This is a genomic window from Agrobacterium tumefaciens, assembly GCF_009649785.1.
Lineage (GTDB): Bacteria > Pseudomonadota > Alphaproteobacteria > Rhizobiales > Rhizobiaceae > Agrobacterium > Agrobacterium tumefaciens.
In genome coordinates, this window is sequence record NZ_WJOK01000003.1 from 308233 (window position 1) to 334918 (window position 26686).

At 59.3% G+C, this 26686-nt stretch carries 25 protein-coding genes; 14 read left to right on the plus strand and 11 right to left on the minus strand.

The window, feature by feature from the left end; translation table 11 throughout:
* The first annotated feature begins 308 nt into the window (after positions 1-308).
* The 3 genes from GH784_RS05165 to GH784_RS05175 all read left to right on the plus strand — a co-directional run bounded on the left by GH784_RS05165 (position 309) and on the right by GH784_RS05175 (position 4521).
* Entirely contained in the window at positions 309-2627 is a 2319-nt protein-coding gene (locus GH784_RS05165) for an EAL domain-containing protein (RefSeq protein ID WP_153793229.1), read from the plus strand.
* A gap of 30 nt (positions 2628-2657) precedes the next feature.
* Positions 2658-3551: an amino acid ABC transporter substrate-binding protein gene (locus GH784_RS05170; protein ID WP_060642281.1), complete on the plus strand. Its 894-nt coding sequence runs from the start codon at positions 2658-2660 to the stop codon at positions 3549-3551.
* A gap of 67 nt (positions 3552-3618) precedes the next feature.
* Positions 3619-4521, plus strand: coding sequence for an amino acid ABC transporter substrate-binding protein (locus GH784_RS05175; RefSeq protein WP_003510747.1), 903 nt, complete (start codon positions 3619-3621; stop codon positions 4519-4521).
* 45 nt (positions 4522-4566) lie between these two features.
* Here the strand turns inward: GH784_RS05175 and minE are convergent, their stop codons facing one another.
* The 3 genes from minE to minC are packed head-to-tail and all read right to left on the minus strand — an operon-like array spanning position 4567 to position 6405.
* Positions 4567-4827: a cell division topological specificity factor MinE gene (gene minE, locus GH784_RS05180; RefSeq protein WP_003510750.1), complete on the minus strand. Its 261-nt coding sequence runs from the start codon at positions 4825-4827 to the stop codon at positions 4567-4569.
* Positions 4824-5639, minus strand: coding sequence for a septum site-determining protein MinD (minD, locus tag GH784_RS05185; RefSeq protein ID WP_003510752.1), 816 nt, complete (start codon positions 5637-5639; stop codon positions 4824-4826). The genes minE and minD overlap by 4 nt, the downstream gene beginning before the upstream one ends.
* A 37-nt stretch (positions 5640-5676) precedes the next feature.
* Positions 5677-6405, minus strand: coding sequence for a septum site-determining protein MinC (gene minC, locus GH784_RS05190; RefSeq protein WP_003510754.1), 729 nt, complete (start codon positions 6403-6405; stop codon positions 5677-5679).
* A gap of 410 nt (positions 6406-6815) precedes the next feature.
* On the opposite strand from minC, the gene GH784_RS05195 reads away from it, so the two are divergent.
* The 7 genes from GH784_RS05195 (at position 6816) to uxuA (ending at position 13875) form a co-directional block, all read left to right on the plus strand.
* Positions 6816-7502, plus strand: a complete 687-nt coding sequence (locus GH784_RS05195; RefSeq protein ID WP_065703032.1) for an HAD family hydrolase — start codon at positions 6816-6818, stop codon at positions 7500-7502.
* Positions 7503-7733: 231 nt separating this feature from the next.
* Positions 7734-8450 carry a FadR/GntR family transcriptional regulator gene (locus tag GH784_RS05200; protein ID WP_013761517.1) on the plus strand — a complete coding sequence of 239 codons (717 nt, stop codon included), beginning with the start codon at positions 7734-7736 and terminating at the stop codon, positions 8448-8450.
* A gap of 61 nt (positions 8451-8511) precedes the next feature.
* Positions 8512-9486 (plus strand): sialic acid TRAP transporter substrate-binding protein SiaP, encoded by a 975-nt coding sequence (locus tag GH784_RS05205; RefSeq protein ID WP_013761518.1) that lies wholly within the window; start codon positions 8512-8514, stop codon positions 9484-9486.
* A gap of 61 nt (positions 9487-9547) precedes the next feature.
* Complete coding sequence (locus GH784_RS05210; RefSeq protein WP_013761519.1) at positions 9548-10120, plus strand: TRAP transporter small permease; 573 nt, start codon at positions 9548-9550, stop codon at positions 10118-10120.
* 4 nt (positions 10121-10124) lie between these two features.
* Positions 10125-11531: a TRAP transporter large permease gene (locus tag GH784_RS05215; RefSeq protein WP_003510762.1), complete on the plus strand. Its 1407-nt coding sequence runs from the start codon at positions 10125-10127 to the stop codon at positions 11529-11531.
* 72 nt (positions 11532-11603) lie between these two features.
* The gene (locus tag GH784_RS05220) at positions 11604-12650 is read left to right on the plus strand and encodes an L-idonate 5-dehydrogenase (RefSeq protein WP_038493962.1); all 1047 of its coding nucleotides are present in this window, start codon (positions 11604-11606) and stop codon (positions 12648-12650) included.
* Positions 12651-12666: 16 nt separating this feature from the next.
* On the plus strand, positions 12667-13875 hold the full coding sequence (gene uxuA, locus GH784_RS05225; protein ID WP_065703034.1) for a mannonate dehydratase: 1209 nt from the start codon (positions 12667-12669) through the stop codon (positions 13873-13875).
* Positions 13876-13903: 28 nt separating this feature from the next.
* Here uxuA and GH784_RS05230 read toward each other — a convergent pair whose 3' ends face one another.
* Positions 13904-14257 (minus strand): antibiotic resistance protein VanZ, encoded by a 354-nt coding sequence (locus tag GH784_RS05230; protein WP_034501960.1) that lies wholly within the window; start codon positions 14255-14257, stop codon positions 13904-13906.
* A 245-nt stretch (positions 14258-14502) separates the two neighbouring features.
* Here GH784_RS05230 and GH784_RS05235 point away from each other — a divergent pair, with 245 nt between their 5' ends.
* Positions 14503-16014, plus strand: coding sequence for an aldehyde dehydrogenase (NADP(+)) (locus GH784_RS05235; RefSeq protein ID WP_013761523.1), 1512 nt, complete (start codon positions 14503-14505; stop codon positions 16012-16014).
* A gap of 58 nt (positions 16015-16072) precedes the next feature.
* Here the strand turns inward: GH784_RS05235 and GH784_RS05240 are convergent, their stop codons facing one another.
* The 4 genes from GH784_RS05240 to GH784_RS05255 are packed head-to-tail and all read right to left on the minus strand — an operon-like array spanning position 16073 to position 20942.
* Positions 16073-17071: a TRAP transporter substrate-binding protein gene (locus tag GH784_RS05240; RefSeq protein WP_003510767.1), complete on the minus strand. Its 999-nt coding sequence runs from the start codon at positions 17069-17071 to the stop codon at positions 16073-16075.
* Between the two features lie 16 nt (positions 17072-17087).
* The gene (locus GH784_RS05245; protein WP_038493975.1) at positions 17088-18920 is read right to left on the minus strand and encodes a TRAP transporter large permease; all 1833 of its coding nucleotides are present in this window, start codon (positions 18918-18920) and stop codon (positions 17088-17090) included.
* A 31-nt stretch (positions 18921-18951) separates the two neighbouring features.
* Positions 18952-20079, minus strand: coding sequence for an LLM class flavin-dependent oxidoreductase (locus tag GH784_RS05250; protein WP_025595728.1), 1128 nt, complete (start codon positions 20077-20079; stop codon positions 18952-18954).
* Positions 20076-20942, minus strand: a complete 867-nt coding sequence (locus GH784_RS05255) for an ABC transporter substrate-binding protein (protein WP_038493977.1) — start codon at positions 20940-20942, stop codon at positions 20076-20078. The genes GH784_RS05250 and GH784_RS05255 overlap by 4 nt, the downstream gene beginning before the upstream one ends.
* Positions 20943-21154: 212 nt before the next feature.
* Between GH784_RS05255 and GH784_RS05260 the strand changes: the two genes are divergently transcribed.
* Both GH784_RS05260 and GH784_RS05265 read left to right on the plus strand, forming a co-directional pair.
* Positions 21155-21520 carry an ArsR/SmtB family transcription factor gene (locus GH784_RS05260; protein WP_003510774.1) on the plus strand — a complete coding sequence of 122 codons (366 nt, stop codon included), beginning with the start codon at positions 21155-21157 and terminating at the stop codon, positions 21518-21520.
* Position 21521: 1 nt separating this feature from the next.
* A complete protein-coding gene (locus GH784_RS05265; RefSeq protein ID WP_038493983.1) occupies positions 21522-22151 on the plus strand; it encodes a glutathione S-transferase family protein in 630 nt (209 codons plus the stop codon).
* Between the two features lie 6 nt (positions 22152-22157).
* Here the strand turns inward: GH784_RS05265 and GH784_RS05270 are convergent, their stop codons facing one another.
* Both GH784_RS05270 and GH784_RS05275 read right to left on the minus strand, forming a co-directional pair.
* Positions 22158-23993, minus strand: a complete 1836-nt coding sequence (locus tag GH784_RS05270) for an ABC transporter ATP-binding protein (RefSeq protein WP_038493986.1) — start codon at positions 23991-23993, stop codon at positions 22158-22160.
* 48 nt (positions 23994-24041) lie between these two features.
* Positions 24042-25238 carry an aminotransferase class V-fold PLP-dependent enzyme gene (locus tag GH784_RS05275; RefSeq protein ID WP_065703082.1) on the minus strand — a complete coding sequence of 399 codons (1197 nt, stop codon included), beginning with the start codon at positions 25236-25238 and terminating at the stop codon, positions 24042-24044.
* An 89-nt stretch (positions 25239-25327) separates the two neighbouring features.
* On the opposite strand from GH784_RS05275, the gene GH784_RS05280 reads away from it, so the two are divergent.
* A complete protein-coding gene (locus GH784_RS05280; RefSeq protein ID WP_038493992.1) occupies positions 25328-26164 on the plus strand; it encodes an IclR family transcriptional regulator in 837 nt (278 codons plus the stop codon).
* 6 nt (positions 26165-26170) lie between these two features.
* Here the strand turns inward: GH784_RS05280 and GH784_RS05285 are convergent, their stop codons facing one another.
* Complete coding sequence (locus tag GH784_RS05285) at positions 26171-26665, minus strand: RidA family protein (RefSeq protein WP_019564632.1); 495 nt, start codon at positions 26663-26665, stop codon at positions 26171-26173.
* Positions 26666-26686 lie beyond the last annotated feature (21 nt).

Consider the following 26686-nt stretch of genomic DNA (forward strand, 5'->3'; position numbering starts at 1 on the left):
CCGTTTATCGGCAGCTTGGCAAGGTCAATCGCGGTACCCTTGCAACCATAAAGCCCGGTTGATGAGCGCGAAAAGGGGCCCCAATGCATCGGCGTATTTGGCGTCGATGTCCCATCACAAGCCATCGAATATTTCAACCTGAGGTACATATTTTCGGCGCCTTATATAAGCGGCGACTATAAAAAGACGGATTAATTCTTAATCGCATCTAAACTTTGTTGAATTATTTAGCAGACACCATTGAAATACATGCCCTATAAAAATTCCATAAAACAATCATAACGCGACATCGCGGGGGAATATCGCGAATGGAAGAGACTGCCTATCGGGGGATAGATAGACAGACTGAAACCGGTGACACGCTTCGCTCAACGACGCAGCCGGTGCCGGGCCGCTTTTCGCGGCGGCGTTCGCTCGCCAGCAAGATAACCCTGATATTTCTCGGCGGCGTGATCTTTTCCTACAGCATCGGGGCGCTCGTCGGCTGGTACATGTTCGTTGCCGCCGCCAGCGAGCAATGGCTCAACCAGGCCCGCGTCAATTCACAGATTGCCAGCGCCACCCTGCGCAGCATCTATACCTATGTCAGCGTCACCGCCGACACGGACGGACAGGTGAACGGCATCTTGACCGACAAGCCGATTGGCGACGACGCTTCCATCCTCGTTACCGGCTTCAACCCCAGCGACGTTCTCGCCCTCATCGGTGCGCAGACCAAGAATGCCGTCTGGCTTTTCCGCTACGATGAGGCCGATTCCGGATTCCGTCAAATCGCGGCGGCCTTCGACAACGCCGCCGACGACGCCGAAAAACCGATTGCCACCGATCCCATCTTCTCCAGAGATGCGGTCGCCGCGCGTTTTGCCACCGGCTTTGCGACGATTGGCGATTCCAGCCATTATATCGGCCTGTTGCCGATCATCAGCACGGAAACGAAAAAGCCGATTGGCGCGGTCGCCGTCAGCATCGGCGGTTCGGACGCGCTTTATGGCGCGCAGCGCAAGCTCATCTACAATTCGCTCGTCGCCCTGATCGTTGTTCTGACCGTCACCGGCGTTCTCGTGACGCTGATTGCCAGGCATTTTCTGAAACCCGTTCCGGCGCTGGTGCAGGCGACACTCAGGATCGCCCGTGAGGAAACCGATGTCGTCACGCCGTTTCAGGATCGACGGGACGAGATCGGCGACATGGCCACCGCCATCGAAACCCTGCGGGAGGCCGTTCTGGAACGTGGACGGCTCAGGCAGATCCGCGACATGGCGCAGCAACTGGAACATATGGCCCATCACGATGCGCTGACGGGGCTTCCCAACCGCGTGCTCTTGATGAAGACGCTGGAGAACCGTCTCGAACATCTTTCCACGTCAGGCCAGCCGTTCAACGTCATGCTGCTCGATCTCGACCGCTTCAAGGCCGTCAACGATACGTTGGGACACGCGGCAGGCGACGCACTGCTGGTGGCCGTGGCCTCGCGGATTTCCTCCGTGCTCGGTGAAAACGACATGGTGAGCAGGCTCGGCGGCGACGAATTTGCGATCATACAAGCGGTGAGCGATAATTGTCGCGAGGATGCGGGCGCGCTGGCAAAGCGCGTGGTCCATGCGGTCTCGCGCAGCTTCAGCCTCGAAGGTAGCCATATAAGCGTCGATACCAGCATCGGCATCGCCTGCGCGCCCGATCACGGCAACTCCGCCACCCAGCTTCTGCAACATGCGGACCTTGGTCTCTACCGGGCGAAATCCATGGGATGCGGCTTTTTTGTCTTTTACGAGCCTGGCATGGACATGGCGGCGCAGCACAAGCACGCGCTCGAAATAGACATGAAATCCGCGCTCGAAAACCACGAATTCGAGCTGTATTACCAGCCCGTGGTCAATCTGGAGAGCGGCCGCATTGTCGCCTACGAGGCCCTTGCCAGATGGCGGCACAGCAAGCTTGGCATCATCACGCCGGATCGCTTCATAACGCTTGCCGAAGAAAACAATTTCATCAAACCTCTGGGCGAATGGGTTTTGGCGCAGGCCTGCATGGACGCCATGACCTGGCCCAGGGATATCCGACTTGCCGTCAATCTTTCCGCCGTGCAGCTTTGCAATGACGATATTGTCCCGATCGTTGACGGCGCGCTGAAAGCCTCCGGCTTCCCGGCCGAGCGGCTCGAGCTTGAAGTGACGGAAACGGCAATGCTGGAGCGCGACAACAGCGCCAGGGCTTTAAAGCTGCTGAAGGAAATGGGCGTCCGCCTCGTGCTTGATGATTTCGGCACCGGTTATGCCGGGTTGAGCACGCTGACGCATGTTGCCTTCGACAAGATCAAGATCGACCGCGAATTCGTTTCCGGCCTGCCGGAAAATCCAATGTGCTCGGCCATCGTCAACACCATCATCGACATGGCAGAACAGATCGGCCTGAAAGTCACCGCCGAGGGCGTGGAAGACAAGAAACAGGTCGAGGCCCTCAAGCTTTCCGGATGCGACGAGGCACAGGGCTATTATTTTGCCGAGCCGGCGCCGCTTGCCCGGATACTCAAGAACCGTGCCGTCATCGCCCAAACCGGAAACGACGAATATAGCGACGTCGGGCGACCGATGCAGGAAACCTATTACCCGCCACAAAAAGCGATTTGAGAACGCGGCTGACAGCCAAAAGGACATAAAATGCGCATTTCAGTATTTTGCCTTTTCCTCACATGCTTTATCCCCACAACTCCGGTGCAGGCCGCCGGCGAAGGCGATACGCTTCGGCAGATTGCCAAGACCGCGAAAATCCGCATCGGTTATCGTGAGGCCGAACCGCCGTTTTCCTATCAGCTGCCGGATGGAGAAGTGACCGGCTTCTCGACTGATCTTTGCCGCGCGATCAGCGAGGACATCCGCACGCAACTGAAGCTGGACAAACTCGACATTGAATATGTAAAGGCCACGCCCGCAACCCGGTTCATTCTCGTCCGTAGCGGCAAGATCGATATTGAATGCGCGGCGACGACCAACAACAGCGAACGCCGGAAAATGGTAGATTTCTCCTATCCGAATTTCATGACCGCGACGCAATTTCTCTCCCGTAAACAGGACAATCTGAAGAGCCTTGCCGATCTGGCCGGACGCTCCGTCACATCCGCCTCCGGCACGGTCAACATCGAGCAGCTGAATGCGGTGAACCGCGAAAAGAACCTAAATATCTCGGTGATGCCCACAAAAACCAATGAGGAAGCCTTCGAACTCGTCGTTGCCGGCAAGGCCTCTGCTTTCGTCATGGATGGCATATTGCTGGCGGCGCTGGCGGCAACATCGGAGAATCCCGACCTCTACGCGCTCTCGGACGAAACGCTGAGCGCACCCGAACCGTACGGCCTGGTGTTTCGGCGCAACGACCCGGCCTTCAAGGCGGCGGTCAACGAAAGCCTGCGGCAGATCTTCACCGGTCCCACCATTCACGGCCTTTACGAAAAATGGTTCACCAAACCCATTCCGCCCAATGGCATGAACCTGAACCTGCCGATGACCGCCTCGTTAAAACAAGCCTATGACCATCCGAGCGAATACCGGGACTGAGGGAGTAAAAACCCCACCTCTATTTTATGAAAATGTTTTGACAGATAATTTTGGCTGGAGATGCGCGATGCAGAGATCGACATTGTGGCTCATGCTTGGGGTTTTTAGTCTTTTACCCACCATTGCAGCCGCCGACGAGACCCAACCGCCTACACTCGAAACCATTGCCAGAACCGGCACCATCCGGCTCGGCTTTGCCGACAGAAATCTTCCCTTTTCCTATATGGGAATTGGTCCGGAGCCGATCGGTTACAGCATCGAACTGTGCCTGAAGGTGGCGGATTCCATCAAGAAGAAGTTGGGCCTGCCGGAATTGAAAATCGATTTCGTCAAGCGCACCCCCAGCAACCGCATCACGCTTCTCAATGACGGCACAATCGACATGGAATGCGTGGCGAGCACGAATACGGAGGAAAGACGCAAGGCAGTGTGGTTTTCCTACAGCCACTTCATCACCGGCACGCGTTATGTCGCGCTGAAATCAAGCAACATGACAAGCGTCAGCGATCTTGCCGGACGAACCGTGGTGGTGACGACGGGAACGATCAATATCAGTCAGCTGAATGTGCTTAACCGCAAACTGGGACTGAACATCGCCGTCCTGCAAAATGACAGTACGGAAGGCAGTTTCGACATGGTGACGGAAGATCGAGCCTCGGCCTTCGTCATGGACGATATTCTTCTGAGGTCCTTCGTCGCTGAAACGGGCAAGCCAGAAGACTATTCCATCTCGAACGAATATCTCGCCCCACCACAACCCTATGGCCTGATGCTCCGACGGGGCGACACCGCCTTCAAGAACGCCGTCAACGAAGCCCTTGGGAAAATTTATGCAAGCGGCGAAATCAACGCGATCTACGACAAGTGGTTCAACGCGCCGATCCCGCCGAACGGCATAAACCTCAAGCGCCCGCTTCCCGACGATCTGGCCGAGGCATTTAGAATGCCGGTCGATACGACGGCCGAGTAAAGAAAAACGCCGCCCTGCAAGGGGCGGCGGTATTCGGAGAAAACATCACGCGGCGCGCAGGTCGGCGCTCAACGGTATCTCGACATCGATCTCCAGTATGGAGACGTGCTCGTCACGATCCATCTTCACATGCACCCGATCGTTATCGATCTGCACATGCTTGGCGATGACGGCGAGAATTTCTTCCCGGAGGACGGCGACGAGATCGGTTCCCGACGACGCCCTTTCGTGGGCAAGCAGCACCTGCAGTCGCTCGCGCGCAAGCGGTGCCGACTTTTGTTTACGGAATAGGCCGAAAATGCTCATGCAGCCCTCCTAGCAAAGATCTTGGAGAAGATACCCCGCTTTTCGCCCGGAATGACCACCGGAATGTCCTCGCCTGACAGGCGGCGGGCAGCGTCGAAGTAAGCCATGGCAGGTGCACAACGGGCATCCGCGAGCGTAACCGGTGCACCGACGTTGGAAGCACGCAGCACATCCGTGCTTTCGGGAATGATACCGAGCAGCGGAATGGAGAGGATTTCCAGAACGTCGTCGACCTTCAGCATGTCGCCGCGCTCGGCACGGGCCGAATCGTAGCGCGTCAGAAGCAGGTGCTTTTCCATGCGCTCGCCGCGTTCGGCCTTCAGCGTCTTGGAATCGAGCAGGCCGATGATGCGGTCACTGTCACGCACCGAGGAGACTTCCGGATTGGTGACCACGACGGCCACATCCGCATGGCGCATGGCCAACGTCGCTCCGCGTTCGATACCGGCCGGGCTGTCGCAGATGACCCAGTCGAAATGTTTCTTCAACTCGGCGATTACCCATTCCACGCCTTCCGGCGTCAGATTGTCCTTGTCGCGTGTCTGCGAGGCGGGCAGCAGGAACAGCGTCTCGAGGCGCTTGTCGCGGATCAGCGCCTGCGTCAGCTTGGCATCGCCCTGGATGACGTTGACGAGATCGTAGACCACCCGGCGTTCAGCACCCATGACGAGATCGAGGTTACGCAGTCCGACGTCAAAATCGACAACCACGACCTTCTGCTTGTTCTGCGCCAATGCGGCGCCAAGCGCTGCGGTCGAGGTGGTCTTGCCAACCCCGCCCTTGCCGGAAGTAACAACGACTACCTTCCCCATACGGCTCTCCTGTTCCTGTGTTGTTTTCTCTATGTCGTCAGCCAAGTTTTTCGGCCTTTATCGTATCGTTTTCCAGCCACAGCTGAACGGGCTGGCCGCGCAGCTTGTCGTCAATGTCCTCGGCAACCTTGTAGACGCCGTCGATTGCCAGTAGCTCCGCTTCCAGCTTGCGGCAGAAGATGCGCGCCGAAACATTGCCAAGCGAACCGGCCATGGCGCGACCGCGCAACGCCCCGTAAATATGCACCGACCCGCCCGCGATGATTTCCGCACCCGAGGCGACCGAACCGATGACGGTCACATCGCCTTCGGGGAACATGATCGACTGGCCGGAGCGCACCGGCTCGTTGATGACCAGCGACTGGACCACGGCCCGAACCTCGCCCGAAGCGCGCGGCTTTTCTTCGGGCAATTCGGCGGCAATGGCGACGGGCTCGACCTCGACATCTGAAGCGGGCTTTCCGCCCTTCAGCGACGGCGGCATGCCCGGCTCGATCATCGAGGGGCGAACACCTTCGATCCCCATGATGCCGACATTACGTTCCGTCAGCGCTGCCAGCAGAGCCTTCAGCCCTGCCTTGTCCAGCGACAGCTCAGACGCATCCAGAACCACCGGACGCGACAGGAAGAACCCGGCTGAACGTGCAGCAAGATCATCCAGCCGTTCCAGCCATTGATCGAGCGGAGCTTCAGGGGACAGAACGACCGCGAGGAAGGAGCGGCCTTTGATACGGATCGAACGCTGGTCTGTTAGCACTTTGGTCATCTTGGTAAACAAATCGTTGACAATTAGGTACCTCGAATATGGTTAACAAATGGTTAACAACGCCCCTTAAACGACGGTTTCGTTAAGAGAATTCCGCTGCGAAAAATCTCATGCACAACATTCATAAGCTCCGTTTAGCTTTTGATTTTGCGAACTTTGACTTCTTTCGAAAACTCACAATAGCAGTTGATCCTTGCTGCAACCTGACGCCCGCATGACCGTATGCGGACGCCGCCTCCCCTGCCTGACCATGCCCCGAGTCGCAGTCCGTGCAAACTGCCCGATTCCGGCACGATGTCTGCCACTGGCGGATGGGTCGCCATTTGCTTGATGAGCGGAAAAACGATTCCGTTATGCCTGCCGATGCTATAGACACGAGGCCAACCCGACACATCCAACGGAAGAATGCGATGCACAGCAAAGTCCCGGCGACCGCCCAGATCTCCTCGCGCGAATATGGCGCCTTCCTGTTCGACATGGATGGAACGCTGCTGAATTCCATTGCGGTGGTGGAGCGGGTCTGGCGCGAATGGGCCGTAGACAACGGCATAGAGCCGGAGGCTTTCCTGCAGCGCATCCATGGCATGCGCGCATCCGAGGTTGTGCGTCGCGAGGCAGTTCCCGGCCTCGATATCCAGGAACAGGCGGATATGCTTTTGCAAAAGGAAATGGACGATGTTGACGGCATCCTCCAGATTCCGCAGGCAGCCGCATTTCTTGGGAAACTGCCGGCCGGAAAATGGGCCATCGTCACCTCCGCCGCCCGCGCCCTTGCCGAACTCCGGTTGGCTGCGGCAGGCCTCACACCGCCTCCAGTGATGATCTGCGCCGAGGACGTTGTGAACGGCAAGCCTGACCCGGAGGGTTACAGAAAGGCTGCTGCGAAGCTCGGCGTCGGACCTGAAGACTGCGTCGTCTTCGAAGATGCGCCCGCCGGCATTCTGGCGGGGGAAAGCATGGGCGCAACGGTCGTAGTCATTAACGCCACTCATTCGCATCCCATCGAAACGCCGCACCTTTCGATCGGTGGGTACGGTGAGCTGGACGTCACTATCGGCGACGGCGGCGGCTTGAAGCTCACAAGTAACAAGGGCTGAAAAGCCAACCCAAACATGCGGTGTCATCCTCGGGTCTGCCCCGAGGATCAATCACGTTTCGTAAAATCCAATCCATTGCGCCGAGCCTGCTGCACCGGTCCCCAGTCTTTCGCCGTGTAGTTTTCCTCTACCGGCCAATTGACAGCACCGCATAAATCCTACCTAATAAAATTGGTAAGACCATCTTACCGCTTGCGCGAAGGGGGGAGACTTTCGCGCTGGGAGGACATCATGTTTGTGGCTCTGGAGCCGCGCCGCCTCTACAGGCTGGTCGCGGAACAAATTCGCTTGCTTATCGAGAGCGGGGAACTGACGGACGGTCAGCGCCTGCCGGCGGAGCGCGATCTGGCGGAACGTTTTGGCGTGTCCCGCCCGACGGTGCGGGAAGCACTGATCGTTCTGGAAGTGGAAGGCCATATCCATATCCGCATGGGTTCGGGCGTGTATGTGAACACGTCGCGAACGGCTAACAAGGCAAAGTCACCCGTGCCGGACGCGCACGGCCCATTCGAAATCCTGCAGGCGCGCTGCATCATTGAAAGCGCTATTGCCGAGGAGGCCGCGCGGCTTGCCACGTCTGAATGCATCGCCAGGCTGGACGACATCATCGAACGCATGGCCGGGGCGCTCGACAATTCGCCGCAGGCCCTCAACCTGGACCGCGCCTTCCACACCGCCATTGCCGACATCATCGGCAACTCGGCGCTGAACCGCTTTACCGGCCTGATCTATGACGAGCGCAGCCTTTCGCCCTATTTCGAAAAGCTCGCCAGCTATTTCGAGGGTCCTCACACATGGATTCTTGCCGTTCAGGAACACCGGGTGATCCGCGACGCGATCGCGGCGAACGATCCGGAAGGCGCACGCGAGGCGATGCGCCAGCATCTGACGCTGTCGCAAAAGAGATTTTCCGAGAGTTTCGGGGAGGAAACGATCGGAGAAGAGTGACCGCGCCGAAACCGGCGACGGGAAAAACAGAAATCTGGCTTTAATTCGGGAGGAGTTAAGAATGAAAATCAGATTGTCGACTTTGATGGGCGCAACCGCTGCCATTTTGCTTTCGGCTTTGGCGGCACAGGCGCAAACAACGCTGAAATGGGCGCATGTCTACGAGACCTCCGAACCGTTTCACACGGATTCGGTCTGGGCTGCGGAAGAAATCGCCAAGCGCACCGACGGCCGCTACAAGGTGGATGTATTCCCCGCCTCGCAGCTCGGCAAGGAAGCGGATATCAACCAGGGCCTGAAGATCGGCACGGTGGATATCATCATCTCCGGCTCCAGTTTTGCCGCACGTGACTTCAAGCCGATCGGCGTCACCTATTTTCCATATATCTTCCGCGACCCGAGCCATCTGATCGCCTATACCAAGAGTGATATCTTCAAGCGTCTTGCCAAGGGTTACGAGGACAAGACCGGCAACCACATCGCCGCCGTCAGCTATTACGGCACGCGCCACACCACGTCGAACAAGCCGATTGCCAACTGCGCCGACATGGCGGGGCTGAAGATGCGTGTTCCCGACGTTCCGGCCTATCTCGCCATGCCACGCGCCTGCGGCGCCAACACGACGCCGATCGCATTCGCAGAAGTCTATCTGGCGCTTCAGAACGGCACGGTCGATGCACAGGAAAACCCGCTGACCACCATTGAGGCAAAGAAGTTCTTCGAAGTGCAGAAGAACATCGTGCTGACCGGCCACATCGTCGACCACCTCAACACGGTGATCTCGAAGAACCTGTGGTCCAAGCTTTCCGATGAAGACAAGAAAATCTTCACGGACGTCATGCAGGAAGCCGCCGTGCGGACCACGAAGACAATCGAAGGACGCGAAAAAAGCCTCGTGGAAGAGTTCAAAAAGCGCGGCCTGAACGTCGCAGAGGTGGACAAGGCGGACTTTGAGAAGAACGTCATGGAGAAGGTGAAGTTCGAGGACTTCGGTTACGACAAGGCCGACTGGGAAGCCATTCGCGCCGTCAAGTGAGCCAAGATCCGGTGCGGCCTCCGTTGCCGCACCGCCCTTTCTCTCCAGACGGGATATCTCAATGTCGCAGGAAATTCATACTCAGGTCACGCCTGAAGAACTCGCCCACACGTTTGACGAGGCGCCGCCCGAAGTCGACCTGAAGGTCTACGCCTTCGAGGACTGGGTTACGCTTGGCCTTTTCTGGCTGATGACAGGTTGCGTGTTCCTTCAATTCTTTACCCGTTACGTGCTTAACGACAGCTATGCCTGGACGGAAGAAATCGCCGTCAACTGCCTGATTGGCGTGGTGTTTCTAGGTTCGGTCATGTGCGTGCGCATGTCACGCCACATCCAGGTGGATGTGCTTTATCACTACGTTCCGCCGCAGGTTGCCCGCGTCATGTCGATCCTTGTCGACGTGCTGCGCATCGTGTTCTTCGCCTACACCTCGTGGCTGATGTGGCGGTATCTGGAAATCGTCGCGGACGAGGAAATGGTCACCGTCGCCCTGCCGCGCAACATCGTTTTCTATACGGTTCTGGCCGCTTTCGTCCTGATGTTCTTCCGTTCGGTGCAGGTCTTCATCGCCAATATGCAGCGTGGCTATTCCGTTCTGGAACGGCCGGAAGAATTCCAGAGCGCGGGGGATTGAACATATGCTTATTCTTATCGGCTCGTTTCTTCTGTTGATGCTGATCGGCCTGCCGGTCGCCATTTCAATGGCCACGGCATCGCTTCTCTACATCGTCTCGTATAATGTCGCGCCAGATATCATCGCGGCGCAGCGTCTGATTGCGGGCGTGGAAAGCTTCCCGCTTCTCGCCGTTCCCTTCTTCATCCTTGCCGGCAATCTCATGAACACGGCGGGGGTGACGGGACGCATCTATTCCTTTGCCGTGGCGTTGGTCGGCTGGATGAAAGGTGGTCTGGCACAGGTCAACATCATCGGCTCGGTAATCTTTTCCGGCATGTCCGGCACGGCCCTCGCCGACGCCGCCGGCATCGGCACCATCGAAATCAAGGCAATGAAGGATCATGGTTATCCGGTCGAAGCGGCCGTCGGCGTCACCGCCGCTTCCGCAACGCTCGGGCCGATCTTTCCGCCATCGTTGCCCTTCGTCATCTACGGCATGATGGCAAACGTCTCGATCGGCGCACTGTTCATGGCCGGCATCGTTCCGGGCGTCGTCATGACGCTTTTGATGATGATCACCGTTGCCGTTTTCGCCTACGTCAAGGGTTGGGGTTCCGATACGCCGTTCAACCTCAGAACCATCTTCGGCGCTTCGCTTGAAGTGCTCGTCGTCATGATGGTCCCGCTCGGCATCTATCTCTTGACGCTGTTTGGCCTGTCGCTCAACCTGTCGATCCTGATCGTGCTGGTGGTCTTGCTCGCCTGCGACTGGTATTTCGACTTCTCTGCCGTGATGGCCCTGATGACGCCGGTGATCCTGATCGGCGGCATGACGATGGGCTGGTTCACGCCGACGGAGGCGGCTGTCGCAGCCGTGTTGTGGTCTCTGTTCCTCGGACTTGTCCGTTACCGGACGATGACGTTCAAGTCGCTGGCAAAATCGACCTTCGACACGATAGAGACCACGGCATCGGTTCTCTTCATCGTTGCGGCGGCATCAATCTTCGCATGGCTTCTGACGGTGAGCCAGGCAGCACAGTTGCTATCGGCGGCGATCCTGACGATCACCGACAGCAAGTGGATTTTCCTCCTGCTGGTCAACCTGCTGATGCTGTTCGTCGGCTGCTTCCTAGACACGATCGCGGCAATCACCATCCTCGTGCCGATCCTGCTGCCGCTGGTGCTGCAGTTCAATATCGATCCGGTGCATTTCGGCCTCATCATCACCCTCAACCTGATGATAGGGCTGCTTCATCCGCCGCTCGGCATGGTGTTGTTCGTGCTCTCACGCGTGGCGAAACTCTCCGTCGAGCGCACCACCGTCGCCATTCTGCCATGGCTGGTGCCGCTGTTCGTGGCGCTGCTGCTGATCACCTTCATCCCGGCAATCACCTTGTGGCTGCCGACCGAGATGGGCCTAATCCGCTAATCGACGCAATGCCCGCGCGGCTAGCCGCGCGGGTTTCATTCATCCAATACACATACGATGAGAGGCACGGTGATGCAGACACGCGTGGCACGTCTATACGGCCGTGAAGATATCCGCGTTGAAACGCAGGACATGCAGGCGCCCGGCCCCGGTGAAGTGCTGCTGACCATGGCGGCGGGCGGCATTTGTGGTTCCGATCTACATTATTATCAGGACGGCGGCTTCGGGCCTGTGCGGGTGCGCGAGCCGATCATCTGCGGCCATGAGGCATCGGGGCGGGTGCATACGCTGGGCGAAGGCGTCAGCGGGCTCGCACTCGGCCAACTCGTCGCCGTCAATCCCTCGCAGCCTTGCGGCCATTGCCATTTCTGCCTGAAGGGCCAACCGATCCATTGCCTCGATATGCGCTTCATGGGCAGCGCCATGCGCCTGCCGCACGAACAGGGCATGTTCCGTGATCGGCTCGTTGTTCCCGCAAAACAATGCGCGACATTTTCAGACACCACTTCGCCCGCCGAAGCCGCCTGCACCGAACCGCTTGCGGTCTGCCTGCATGCCGTCGCACAAGCGGGTGATCTGACCGGCGCCAAGGTGCTGGTAACGGGCGCCGGGCCGATCGGCCTCTTGACGATTGCCGCCGCCCGCCATGCCGGTGCCGGCATCATTCTCGCCACCGACCTGACCGATGCGGCGCTGGAGCGCGCGCCCGCCATGGGGGCGGACCGCACCATCAATGTCGCGAAAAACGCAGAAGCACTTTTACCCTATCAGGACAATAAGGGGTATTTCGACGTCGTTTTCGATTGCTCCGCCGCGGCACCTGCGCTTCGCGCCGCCTTCGCCTGTGTACGTCCGCGCGGCACTGTCGTGCAGGTGGGCGTCACCGGTGACATAACCATTCCGCTCAATGCGCTGGTGGGCAAGGAAATCCTCTGGCGCGGCTCGCAGCGTTTCCACGACGAATTCGCCATTGCCGCCCGCCTGATCTCCACGCGCGGGATCGATGTGCGGCCGATCATTTCCCACAGCTTCCCGCTTGAAGAAGCGAAATCCGCATTCGAGCAGGCTGGAGACCGCTCCGCCGCCTGCAAGGTGCAGCTGACATTTTCCGCAGAATGATATTTGAGGACAGAAAATGAGATATACATGGCGCTGGTTCGGCCCGGTGGACAAGGTCACGGTTCAGGATGCGGCTCAGGCAGGGGCGGAAGGCATCGTAAGCGCGCTGCACCACATCGCCACCGGCGATGTCTGGCCGGTGGATGAAATCGCCAAGCGGCATGAGGCGATCAAGGCCGGTGGGCTCTATTGGGACGTGGTGGAAAGCGTGCCGGTCTCCGAGGAGATCAAAACCCAGACGGGCGACTGGAAAAACCATATCGCCAACTGGCAGGAGACGCTGCGCCGCCTCTCCGCCACGGGCATTCGCACCGTCTGCTACAATTTCATGCCGGTGCTGGACTGGACCCGCACCGATCTGCGCTGGGAAACGAAGCACGGCGCAAAAGCCATGCGTTTTGACCTTTCCGATTTCGCCGCCTTCGACATTCACATTCTCAAACGCCCCGACGCAAAGACCGATTATCCGGAGTGGCTGATCGAGGAAGCGGCAAAACGTTTCGCCGACATGCCGGATACGAAGATCGCCGCACTCGGACGTAATATCGGCGCGGGCCTGCCGGGTTCGGCGGATGGTTACACGCTCAGCCAGCTTCTCGAAAAGCTGCGCTCATATCACGGCATAAACCGCGAAAAACTGCAGCAGAACCTGATCGATTTTCTGTCAGAAGTGACGCCGGTCGCGGAAGAGGTCGGCATCAACATCTGCGCCCACGGCGACGATCCCCCATGGCCGCTGCTCGGCCTGCCGCGTATTCTTTCAACGGAGTCCGACTACGCCCATATGCTCTCGCAAGTCGACAGCCGGGCCAATGGCGTTACGCTCTGCACCGGCTCGCTCGGCGCGCGGGCGGATAACGACCTGCCCTTCATCGCCAGCCGTTTTGCAGACCGCATCCATTTCGTGCATCTGCGCAACGTCACGCGCGACACGGACACCGTGCCCTGCTCCTTCTTCGAGGACGAGCATCTGGAAGGTGGAACGGATATGGTCGCCGTTATCGCAGCACTTCTGTCGGAAGAATCCCGCCGTCGCGCGGAGGGCCGTGCAGACCACACCATTCCGATGCGGCCCGACCATGGCCAGGAAATCCTTGATGACCTGACGCGCGGGGCGCAGCCGGGTTATCCCGCCATCGGCCGATTGAAGGGGCTGGCAGAGCTTCGCGGCATCGAGCGCACGCTGTCGCATGGCCGTTTCGGATTGGCGAAGCAGGCTAATTAAGCCGTCACGATTGGCCGCCGGCAGCCTCTTAGCTTGCGGTCAATCGCGTCCTGAATTGAAGATACGAAAAGGCGGCAAGCCCACCGGCAATGGCGCCAACGGCTTTCACAACTGCATCTGTCATATGCGGATGCCGTGTGGGCGACAGAAATTGCAGCGCCTCGATGCCGAAAGCCGCCACGACACCCGCGACAATGATGGCAAGCCAGTAACGCGGATAGGCCAGCACGAAGGCAGCCGAACAGAAGGCAAAGGCGGCGGCGCGGTCGATGCCGACGGTCGTCAGCGTATGCGGCCGAAGCCCGATCGGGCAAACTGTAACGATCACGATCAGCAGCAGAACCGACCAGGCGATGTATTTCGGAAGTCTATTTGTCATCATGGCGTCACAATAGAGCGCTGCGCGCATAAACGGAAGATCGTCTTTTTCTTCCACCGCCCAATAAATCACACTTTTTGGACAGATACTGCACAAACCGGCTTTCGCTGAAGCCTTACTCGGGCTAAGGCAGAGAGCAACCGGACAAGGATCGCGGCTGATGGCCTTTCAGGCTGTCGCCCTTCGGTCCGGTTTTACGGTATCGGGTGGATTTTCCACACAGGATCAGATTTTCAGGGAAGAGCACAATGAGTTTCAAGCCGCACGGCAAACATCTGGTTGCAGGAGAATGGGTCGCCACGGAAGCGAAATTCCGCAGCGAGCCTGCACATGGCGAAGCTTTTGATTTTTCGGTCGGCACCGTCGATCTGGTGAATGCGGCCGCAGAAGCAGCCGAAGAGGCTTTCTGGAGCTACGGCTACACGACCCGCGAAGAGCGCGCCGCATTCCTCGACACCATCGCCGATGAGATCGAGGCCCGCGCCGACGCCATCACTGAAATCGGCACGTCCGAGACCGGCTTGCCCGCAGGACGCCTGCAGGGTGAACGCGGCCGCACCACCGGACAGCTTCGCCTTTTCGCATCGCATATCCGCAAGGGCGACTATCTCGACCGCCGCCACGACGAAGCGCTTCCGGATCGCCAGCCGCTGCCGCGCCCGGATATCCGTCTGATGCAGCGTCCGATCGGCCCCGTTGCGGTCTTCGGTGCGTCCAACTTCCCGCTCGCCTTCTCGACCGCCGGTGGTGATACCGCCGCCGCTCTCGCAGCCGGCTGCCCGGTTGTGGTCAAGGGCCATTCCGCCCATCCCGGCACCGGTGAAATCATTGCCGAGGCCGTTCTCGCCGCCGTCAAGAAGCACAATCTGCATCCCGGCGTCTTCTCGCTGATCCAGGGCGGCCGCCGCGATGTCGGTTCCGCGCTCGTCCAGCATCCGCGCATCAAGGCAGTCGGCTTCACCGGCTCGCTCGCCGGTGGCCGCGCACTGTTCGATCTCTGCGCCCAGCGTCCGGAACCGATCCCGTTCTTCGGCGAACTCGGTTCCGTCAACCCGATGTTCCTGCTGCCGGAAGCCGTTTCCGCGCGCGGTGAAGCCATCGCCAAGGGCTGGGCAGGTTCGCTCACCATGGGTGCTGGCCAGTTCTGCACCAATCCCGGCATTGCCGTGGTGCTTGCCTCGCAGGCGGATGCTGTGTCGGAAACCGCACGGGCGGCCCTTTCCGAAGTCGGCCCGCAGGTCATGCTGACCGACGGTATCGCCGCTGCCTATCGTGACGGTCGCGACCGCATCGCAGCTGGCAACGGCGTGCGCGACGTTTTGACCACCACCTGCGATCTGCGTAACGCAACGCCTTACCTGTTCCGCGTTTCGGGCAAGGACTGGGTTGCCAACCACGCGCTCGCCGAAGAAGTCTTCGGACCGCTCGGCCTGATCGTGACGGTCGACAGCGCTGAAGAAATGATCGAAGTGGCAAAGAGCTTCGAAGGTCAGCTGACAGCGACCATGCATCTTGACGCAGGTGACGCCGAACTCGGCCGCAAGCTGCTGCCGATCCTCGAGCGCAAGGCCGGCCGCGTTCTCGCCAACGGCTTCCCGACCGGCGTTGAAGTCTCCGAAGCCATGGTTCACGGCGGCCCCTACCCGGCTTCCACGAACTTCGGCGCGACCTCGGTCGGTACCATGTCGATCCGCCGCTTCACGCGCCCTGTTTCCTACCAGAATATTCCTTCGGACGTTCTGCCGCAGGATATCCGCTGATCAAAAAAAATGGGGAGGGCGCTCCTGCGCCCTCCCCATTCACAATAGTGCATCGGTATCAGGCCGACTGGATCGCCTGTATTTTCTCGATGCCGCCGACAGTGCCGGCAAAATCCTGCCAGACGCCCTGCGCACCCTTGCGCCACTCATCCAAGGCTTCCGGCTGCAACACCTTGCCGCCCTTCGAAATCGCAAGCTCCACAGACTTCGCCTCGTCCTCGACGATCAGCTGGTTGAAATAGAGCGCGCCTTCGCTTGATGCTTCGGTCAGGGCCTTCTTCTCTTCGTCATCGAGCTGGTTCCAGAAAGCCGCACCATAATAAACCACGCCCGATGCCCAGATATGGCCGGTCTCGGTCATGTAGGGTACAACCTCGTAAAGTTTGAACCCGGCATAGGCGGACTTCGTCAGATCCATGGCGTCGGCTACGCCGGTTGACAGTGCATTATAGGTCTCGGTGATGGGAATGCCGACCGGCGTGGTGCCGAAGGCGCTCCACAGCTTGGTGTGCAGTGGGCTCTGGATGACGCGGATCTTCTTGCCGTTGAGCTGCTCTGGCCGGGTTACCGGCTCCTTGGTCAGGAGATGGCGCGCACCGTAGTTGATGAAGTCTACGGCCACGAATTGCTGCGCGCCAAGCTTGGTCTTCAGCTCGCTGCCGGTCTCGCCCGTCACCACCTTGCGCACATGGTCTGCATCGCGGAACAGGAAGGGCAGATCGAGGATTTGCAGTTCCGGCACCCAGCCGGAGAGCGAAGAGACCGTGGAAAGGCTCGCCTGAACCGATCCGAGACGGATATTTTCCGCCACTTCCTTTTCGCCGCCCAGCGCACCGCTCTTGACGATGTTGAAGCGGAAACGGCCGGGCAGCTTTGCCTCCACCAGCTCGCTGATCTTCACCCAGATTTTCGTCTCCGGCTTGTCGTCCGCGAACAGGGAGGCGACCGTAATGTTGCGGGTCCTGGCATTTGCGTTGCGCACGAAGGCGGGCGTGGCAAGTGCTGCCGCACCCGCAGCGGAGAGTTTCAGGAGATTGCGACGATCGATAATAGTCATGAATAAAACCCCGGATTTAGAAGACAATGGCCCAGGCGCACAGAATGGCGAGGGAAACGAGAAGGGATAGGAGATAGGGAACGACGGCCTGGAATAGCGCTGTCGCCGGAATGCGGGTGACACCGCTGACGACGAAGATCAGCATGCCGAGAGGTGGTGTTAGGCCATGGATCATCAGGTTGACCACGAGAATGACGCCGAAATGGATGGGATCGATACCGGCCGCAACGGCCGCGGGCAACAGGATCGGTCCAAACAGAAGGATGGCCGCACCGATATCCAGCACCAGCCCCACCACGAGCAGGATGAGGTTGGAAAGCAGAAGCACCGCGATCTTGCTGCCGCCAAGCAATGTCACGAAATCCGTGACGAGGCCGGAGACATTATCGACCGCCAGAAGAAAGGCGAAGGGGCCTGCCGTGCCGATAAGGAGACCGATGGCCGCCGCCTCACCGGCTGATTGCCGGAAAGTTGAGAAGATACGCCCCGCGCCCAGCCGGTACCCGAAGCCGAGAAGCAGCGTGTAGAGTGCGGCAAGTGCGGCCGCCTCCGTGGTAGTGACGACGCCGATGCGGATGCCGACCACCACGATGACGCCGAGACCGAAGGCGGGTATGGCGGCGATAGCCGAGCGCCAGCGTTCCGTGCCCGTGGCGCGCGGCAGGGTATCGACGCTGCGCACGCTCCAATGGATAGCCACCGCAAGGCAGATCGCCATCAGCCCGCCGGCGAAAAAGCCGCCAACCAGCAACGAACCCACCGACAGGTTGGTAGCCGTTGCGAGGATGAGAAAGGCAATGGAGGGCGGGATGACATTGTCGAGCACCGACGTTGCAGCGATGATCGCGCCCGCCTGCGCCGGCGGATAGCCGTGTTTGACCAGTTCCGGCTGGAACGTTGAAGCGCCGAAGGCGGCGTTGGCGACAGAGGAGCCGGATGCGCCGGAAAACAGCACGCTGGTCAACAGCGTCGTCTGCGCCAGCCCTGCCCGGCGGTGTCCAACCATGGAGGCGGCGAACCGAACCAGCTGGTTGGCAACGCCCGATTCCGTCAGCAGGCTTCCGGCCAGCAGGAAGAAGGGAATGGCGAGCAGCAGGAATTTCGACATGCCTGTTACCGTTGAGGAAACGATGGCCGGCTCCGGCAAGGTACTGCCGAAGGCGATCGCCACATAGGCTGCGGCGAGAAAGGCATGGGCGAGCGGTGCTGCCAGCACCAGCCCCACCGCCGCCGTCAGCGCCAGAAACAGGCTGGGCGGCAGGCTCGTATCTACGAAGACTTCCGGCAGGCCGACATAGGCCGCAATTGCAATGGTGAGAGACACTAGAACGGCAAATGTCTTGCCCTCACTGACACGCTGAAGCGCCAGGTAAAGAAGGATCAACGCGCCGCCTGCACCCAGAAAGCCAAAACGCACCCATTCCGGCAGACCGAGCGTCGGAGACGTACCACCCAGCATCGCCGCGATTTCAACGCCACCGAAGGCGAGGATCAGTGCTGCGATGAAGGAGAAGGCATCCGCCAGAACTTCGGTGGCGGCATGGAACCGCTCAGGCAAAAACCGCACGAAAACATCGAGCCGCATGGCAAGCGCGCTTTTGAGACTGAGCGGCGCGCCGACCGCGATCATCGCCACATGCAGCCAGATGCCGAGATCTTCCGCACCGATGAAGCCGGTGTGAAACAGATAACGCAGGGTGACATTGACCAGCACCACCACGAGAAGAGTCGCAAGGATTGCGGCGGCGACCGCGCCAAGCGCCTTGTCCAGAACGGCAAGCGTCCGCTCCGCCGCACGCTGAGGGCCGATGCGCCGTTGTGCAATCGTTGGTGCCGGACCAGCCGTCATGTCTTTTTTCTCCACTCCCGGAAGGCCATGTTTACGATGCCTTTGCCGAGAGGTCGCGGTCGAACAAAGTCGACCAGGTGAATTGTTTGGCTGACGAGACTTCCCGCGATACATCAAGACGCGGAAGAACCTTTTCCCCGAAACGGAAGGCCTCTTCCAGCAATGGCATGCCTGACAGAATAAAGGTATTCACGCCCGCCTTTTTATAGGCCTCCAGCGTGCGGATGACCGTATCGGGCGAGCCGACAATTGCGGTGCCCGGTCCCGGCCGGACAAGACCGATGCCGGCCCAGAGATTGGGGGCAATTTCGAGATCACGCAGGTTCTCAGGCTTCTGTCCACCATGCATCGCCGTCATGCGCTGCTGGCCGACGGAATCGGTCTTGCCGACGAAACGCTGGTTGGCTGCAATGGCACGCTCGTCCATGCGCCCGTAAAGATCGGCGGCGGCGGCCCATGCCTCTTCATCCGTATCGCGGACAATAACGTACAGGCGAATGCCGTATTCTAGCTCACGGCCGAGTTTCTCCGCCCGCGCCTTGACGAGATCGACCTTCGCGCCGATCTGGTCGGGCGTTTCGCCCCAGGAAAGATAGGTCTCGACATGTTTGGCGGCAACCTCGATCGCCTTGTCCGAAGAGCCGCCGAACCATAGCGGTGGTGGCTCTATGCCTTGCCCCACCGGCAGTGCCAACTTTGCGCCTTCGGTCTGGAAATGGCGGCCCTTGAAATCGACCGTCTCACCGGCAAAAAGACGATGCCAGATCTGCAGATATTCATCCGCCATATCGTAGCGTTCGTCATGCGGCATGGTCATGCCATATGCACCGAGCATCTTGGCATCGCCCGAGACGACGTTGATCAGCAGGCGTCCGCGCGAAAATTCCTGAAGCGTCGCCGCCATCTTGGCGAGCAGCGTTGGCGCGACAAGACCCGGATGAATCGCGACCAGAAACTTCAGCCGCTCGGTATAGGAAAGCAGCGCGCCAGCCAGAACCCACACATCATGCGCGCCGGTGGCAAAGAGGGCGCCTGTGTAACCAAGCTGATCATAAGCAAGAGCAAGCTGCTTGTAATAACCGAGATCAACCTTGCGGGATCCTTCCGGTTGCCAGGGATAGGCGCCATCGGGCGCGCACATGTACCAGAAAACGTTCATCTGTCGCCTCCCGCGCTGGCTGATTGTGGGGCCGGTCTCTGCCCGGTCAGAACCGGTAGAGAGAAATGGCCGTGCCTGTAAAGCGTATCGGCCTCCTCCTGCTGTTCGGCAAGGATATTTTCGGCGGCGGGCACCACCGAAAGATCGCGTGAGCGCAGCACCTTTGCCCAGGACTGCGCATCGCCTTCGCTGCCCGGCTCGGCGGCAAGAAGGGCCGCGGCTCTGTCTATATCCGCCATGACGGCGCGGCCAACGCGGTCCAGTTCGGCGGCAATCGCATCGCGTTGTTCCAGCGCCACAGTGTGACGCGCAAGCGTCCAGAACAGCGAACGGTTGGGAATGGTGGAGCCGCAATGGACCAGAAGACTGATCCCGTCATGGGTCAGGGCTTTTTCGAGCCGTGGCGACATCGTCACCCAGGCATCGACGCGGCCTTCCACGAGATCGCGCAGGCTATCGCTGTCACCGCTCTCGATGCGTATTACATCCGCAAGGCCAAGCCCCGCCCCTTCCAGGCTACGCGCAAGAAGATAGGTATGAAAAGACCCGTCAATCAGCGATATGCGTTTTCCCGAAAGGTCGGCCGCAGAGCGGATAGGGCTGTCGCGCCGCACGAGGATCGCGCCGTTTGCGGGGCGTGGTGCCGAGGCAGCGATATAAGCTGCGGAAAGCCCCCGCGCATCCGCCTCGATTGGCGGCGTCGAGCCCGTGCCGCCGAAATGAATTTCGCCTTTTTCCAAAAGCGCTGCGGTATCGCGCCCCTCGCGGTAGGGCACGAATTCCGGATCGAATTCATCAAACGCGCCGGGCCAGAGCCGGGCGAGCCGCAAATGCAGATTGTTGGGATGGACCCCGATTTTCATGTCGACACCTCATTTCTTAATCAATCTACTTTTTTATAGAATGTTTTCGAGGAACGTTTTGGCGATCCTCTGCGGGAAAGCGAAAGAGAAATCTATCAATCCTGTAGATTTTAAAAAATTTCCTGACGCGGTCAAACTCGGCCTAATCAAACTATTGAAATTTATCGCAATACAATTTACTTTTTTATAGTTTGAAAAATGGACCTGTAGTCGTGACGAAACCGGTTTCCAATCTCATCTGCCGCAGCGTGGTGGAGGCGAGCGAGCTTTTAAAGCTTGTCGCCAACGCCAATCGCCTGGCCATCGTCTGCTATCTCATGGAAACGGAGGCTTCCGTTTCCGCACTGGAATATGAACTCGGCATTCAGCAACCGACACTTTCCCAGCAGCTTGCCGAATTGCGCGATGCCGGTGTGATCGAGGGCTCGCGGGAAGGCAAACAGGTGATTTATCGCGTCACCGATCCGCGCATCATCCAACTCGTTGCGACATTGCGCGGTCTTTATACTGATCTTTCTGATGTGACCGGCAAGAAAGGCAGGCGAGCTTTGCCACTAGATGAGGCGATGTTCGATTAGCATGATCGACCTCTACACCTGGATCACCCCGAACGGCCTGAAAATCTCGATTGCGCTGGAGGAACTCGGCCTGCCCTATATCAGCCACGCCATCGACATTGAAAAAGGCGAACAATTCTCAGCCGACTATACCCGCGTCAATCCCGGCTCGAAAATACCGGCAATCATCGACCGCGATAACGGCACAGTTCTAGCGGAATCGAACGCGATTCTGATCTATCTCGCCGAAAAGGCCGGGCGTCTTCTGCCTGCCTCCCCTGCTGCGCGGCTGGCAGTCACCGAATGGCTGATGTGGCAGGCCGCCAATTTTGGCCCGACACTCGGTTATGCCCATTATTTCCTGACCTACAATACCGGACATGCACCCTTTGCCGAGGCGCGTTTCGCCTCGGATACGGAGCGCCTCTACCGCACTTTGAACCAGCGCCTGACGGGCCGGGAATTCATCGCCGGTGATTTTTCCATAGCCGATATCGCCATCTGGCCATGGGTCTCGCGTTTCGCGCGCCATAAAATTGACCTCGACGATTTTCCGGAGGTACAGCAATGGTATCGCCAGTTCGGACAGCGCGAAACCTTCCGGCGCGGTTACCGCGTGCCTTTCGCGACATCAGACGTACCTGGTCTTTAACCCGCTTTAGCAGGCGACAAGGTGGCCGGGCGAGACCTCACGGTACTCACGCGGTTTCACCACGTAATCGATCGCGCGGATCGGGCTTTTCAGCTCGTCATTCGCGGCATTTCGCCGGGTGTTTCTGCGTTCCGGGTCCGGCACCGGCACGGCGGCCATCAGCTTGCGGGTGTAATCATGCTGCGGATTGTCAAACACCGCCGCACGTGGGCCGATTTCAACGATCTCGCCGAGATACATTACCGCTACCCGGTGGCTGACGCGCTCCACCACCGCCATGTCATGGCTGATGAACAGGAAGGCGAGATCGAGGCTTTGCTGCAGATCCAGCATCAGGTTGATGACCTGCGCCTTGATCGAAACGTCCAGCGCCGAAACGCTCTCATCGGCGACAATCACCTTCGGCTGGAGCGCAAGCGCGCGGGCGATACAGATGCGCTGACGCTGGCCGCCGGAAAATTCATGAGGGTAGCGCGCCGCCATATCGGGCGAAAGGCCGACCTTCGCCAGCATATCGGCCACAACATCCTTCGCCTCGCGGGCGCTTCCCATGCGGTGCTCCAGAAACGGTTCGGCAATCGCCGCACCCACCGTCATGCGCGGGTTGAGCGAGGCATAGGGGTCCTGAAAGATCATCTGCACCGTTTTGCGCATCTCGCGCATGCCTGATTTGTCGAGGGCGAGAATATTCTCGCCATTAACCATCACTGAGCCGGCATCCGGCTCGATCAGCCGCATGATGGCGCGCCCGGTGGTCGATTTGCCGCAACCGCTTTCGCCGACCAACGACAATGTCTCGCCGGCCCTGAGATCAAAGGACACATTCTCCACCGCATGCACGCGGCCGCTGAGCCGTCCCAAAAGGCCGGAGTGAATATCGAAGCGCTTGGTCAGCCCTTCTACCTTGAGCACCGGCTGGGCACTCGAATCGACGGTATCGCCCGGCCGCGCCGGCTGCTGCGTTTCGCCTGTGGTGGTGTTGACGATGGGAAACCTGAGCGGTCTTTCCTCACCCGTCATGGAACCCAGAACCGGAACGGCGGACAAAAGCGCGCGGGTATAGGGATGCTTGCCGCGATGAAAGATATCAGCGGTCGCGCCAACTTCCACCTGCTCGCCGCGATACATGACAACGGTACGATCGGCGATCTCAGCCACCACGCCCATGTCATGGGTGATGAACAGAACCGACGTGCCTTCCTCCTCCTGAAGCGTCTTGATGAGGTCAAGGATCTGGCCCTGAATGGTCACGTCGAGTGCGGTCGTCGGCTCATCGGCGATCAGCAGCTTCGGCCGGGATGCAAGCGCCATGGCGATCATCACGCGCTGGCGCATGCCGCCGGAAAAGCGATGCGGATATTCATCGAAACGCGATGCGGCTGAAGGAATACGGACCTTTTCGAGCAGCCGAACCGTCTCCGCCCTCGCGTCGATTTTCGACATCGGCTGGTGGCATAACAAGGCCTCGGAAATCTGGTCGCCGATGGTGAACAGCGGATTGAGGCTGGTCATCGGCTCCTGAAAGATCATGGCGACCTCGTTTCCCCTCACCTGCCGCATGGCATCTTCGGAGAGGGACAGCAGGTTGCGCCCTCCAAGCAGGATTTCACCCTCCACCCTGCTGCTTTCACGATCCAGCAGCCGCATGATGGAAAGGGAGGTGACGCTTTTACCCGAACCGCTTTCACCGACGATCGCGACCGTTTCACCCGGCCCGACATCAAAGGAAATATCACGAACCACGGGTTTCCAGCCGCCATCCACGTGAAAGGACGTGGTGAGATTGCGGACGGAAAGCACGGCATCTTCGGCACCAACGGGTGCGGCCTGCGGCATGGTCATGATCGTTCCCTTCTTGTCGTTAGGTTTTGGCGGCGCAAGCGGTCAAGCCTAGTCCGGCCAGCGCAGCATGCCGTCGAAGCGGTGTCGGCTCCGGTCTTCGAAAGGTGTTGCAATCACCTCGTTGGAGGCACGCGCCTTGTCCAGTTCCTCGGCCAGACGAGACGCCACGATGGTTTCCTGTCCGGGATGCAGATTGCATGGGTCGAGATAGAAATAGCGATGCTCTACCTCTTGGTCGCGGGTGATGATGGGAGGATTGCCCCTGGCCAACGCCGTCGTCAGGTCCCAGGCAGTGATATGCGCTTCTTCGGCATCGATGATCACGCGCAGCCTGTCGAGCGGGTTATTGGTCGGATCCGGCTCGATGAGCGCGGTCACGCCCGGGCGGCCATCCAGCGTTTCCTTCCAGAGATTGAGATATCCGGTCTCGCGCTCACGGATGCCGGCATGGTCGCGCTTTTCCCAGGCTTCCAGTGCCGCCATAACGCCATAGATGCTTTCCTTGCCGACCTTCATGCCGCGGCCAATGCCCATATTTTGCAGGAAGGCGTTGCGCACCAGTTCCCTACTTCCGGCCACGATGCCGGAGGTGGGGCCGCCGAGAAACTTGTGGCCGGAATAGAGGACAATATCTGCGCCGGTGGCCAGAAACAGCTGCAGATCATATTCGGACGCCGCATCCACGATTACCGGAACACCCTTGGCATGGGCGATCTCTACGAATTCGGAAAGATGCAGCAGGCCATAATTCACGACATGGTGCGAGATGACATAGACCGCCGCCGCCGTCTTTTCGGTGATGGCGTTTTCCATGTGGAAGCGATGGGTCGATGTGGCCTGCCCGACCAGCACCACCTTGCCGCCGCCAAGCCGGATCGCCTGATCCACCGGCGCGCCGTAGCTCACCACATGCCCCATCTGCACCAGCACTTCATTCTTTTCCGGTGCGATATCAGGCAGCTTTTCGATGGCCAGGAGATTGTTGCCGGTGATGGCGCCGGCAACAGCAAGGCTGATGCCGGAAGAGCAGGAAGCAGTGACGAAACCAGCCTCGCCGCCCGTCAGTCTCGCGATGATCGCGCTTGCCTTACGCTGCAGATCGTTGATCTCTACGAATTGCGGCAGGATCGCCGCCATGGCCTCAACCGCCTCTGGAACGACGATGGAAGCACCGAGCGACGTCATGGTGCCCGAGACGTTGATGACCGGGCGAAGGCCGATCCTGCTTCTGATATCCTCGGTCATGTCTTTCTCCTGTCTTTGCGATGCGATAGGCATCGACATATATGCCATAATAATGTAATAGCTTCTCAAAATTCATGAGGAGCCCGAAATTGGACGCCCATAAACTGGACGAATTGTCTTCACACGCCTTGTCCGCGACCGAGGAAAACCCGGGCGCGAAGGTGGCCAAGCGCTCGCGTGTCAGCGGCATTGATCGCGCTCTTCAGGTGATTGATTACCTTTACGAAACCGGATCGCCAGCTGGCGCTTACGCCATTGCCAAGGCGATCAAGGCGCCACTTTCCACCGTCTATGTGATCGTTGACGATCTGGTCGAAAAGAACATGCTCGCGCGCAACGCCGACGGTAACATATGGCTCGGCGCACGGCTTTATCACTACGGCCTTGCCTATGCCCGTTCGCTGGATTTCATGGGTGTCGCCACCCACGAAATGCATGATCTGTGCCGCCATGCGGGTGAGACGGTGCAGCTTTGCGGTCGCGACGGTGACCATATGCTGGTGCTCGCCATGGCGGATGGCCCCAGCCATTTCCAGGTTGCCTCGCGCGTCGGCACCCGTGTTCCATTGAACTGGACGGCATCCGGCCGCCTGCTCGTTGGCCATCTGCCGGAAGAGGAGCGCGTCGAGCTTTTCAAACGCTGCGCCCGCACGTCGCCCACCGGCCGTGCGGAAATCAACCCGGAAGCGCTTTCTCAATCGGCAGGCACGGCGTTCCGTGACCGGCTGTCGATACAGGTTGCGGAATCCGACTACGCTGTTGCCTGCATCGCCTCGCCGATCTGCGACACCAATGGAGAATGCGTGGCAACGATCTCCATCGTGCTGCCGGAACAGAAGGTGCTGGCGGACGAAAACCACTATACCGAACAGGTCAGGGTTTCGGCCGAAAGGATCGAGAAGCTGATGGGCTGGCGCAACCATTGAACGGCCTCAATCCCTAAGGGCGATGATGGCTTCTATCTCGACGGTGATGTTGCCCGGCAGCGAACCGAACCCCACGGCGGAGCGGGCGTGCTGCCCCGCATCGCCGAACACATCGATGAAGAGATCCGAACAACCGTTGATGACGCTTGGATGATCGCGGAAATCGCTGACGGCATTGACCATGCCGAGCAGCTTGACCACCTTCTTCACCCGCGACAGATCCCCAAGCGCCTCATGCATGACGGCAAGAAGATTGATGCCGGTTAAACGCGCATGCTGGTACGCCTCGTCCAGCCCGATCTCGGCTCCGACCTTGCCGGCGTACAGGTGTCCGTTCTCCTCCCTCGGGCCTTGCCCCGAAAGATAGAGCATGTTGCCTTCCACCACATGCGTGACGAAATTGGCGATCGGCGGCGGTGGCGGCGGCAGCGAGATGCCGAGCGCGGCAAGCCGGTCGTAGGGCGAATGACGCCCATCTGCCTCAAGCGAAGACTGTTTCACGCGAATTCCTCATAATACCGG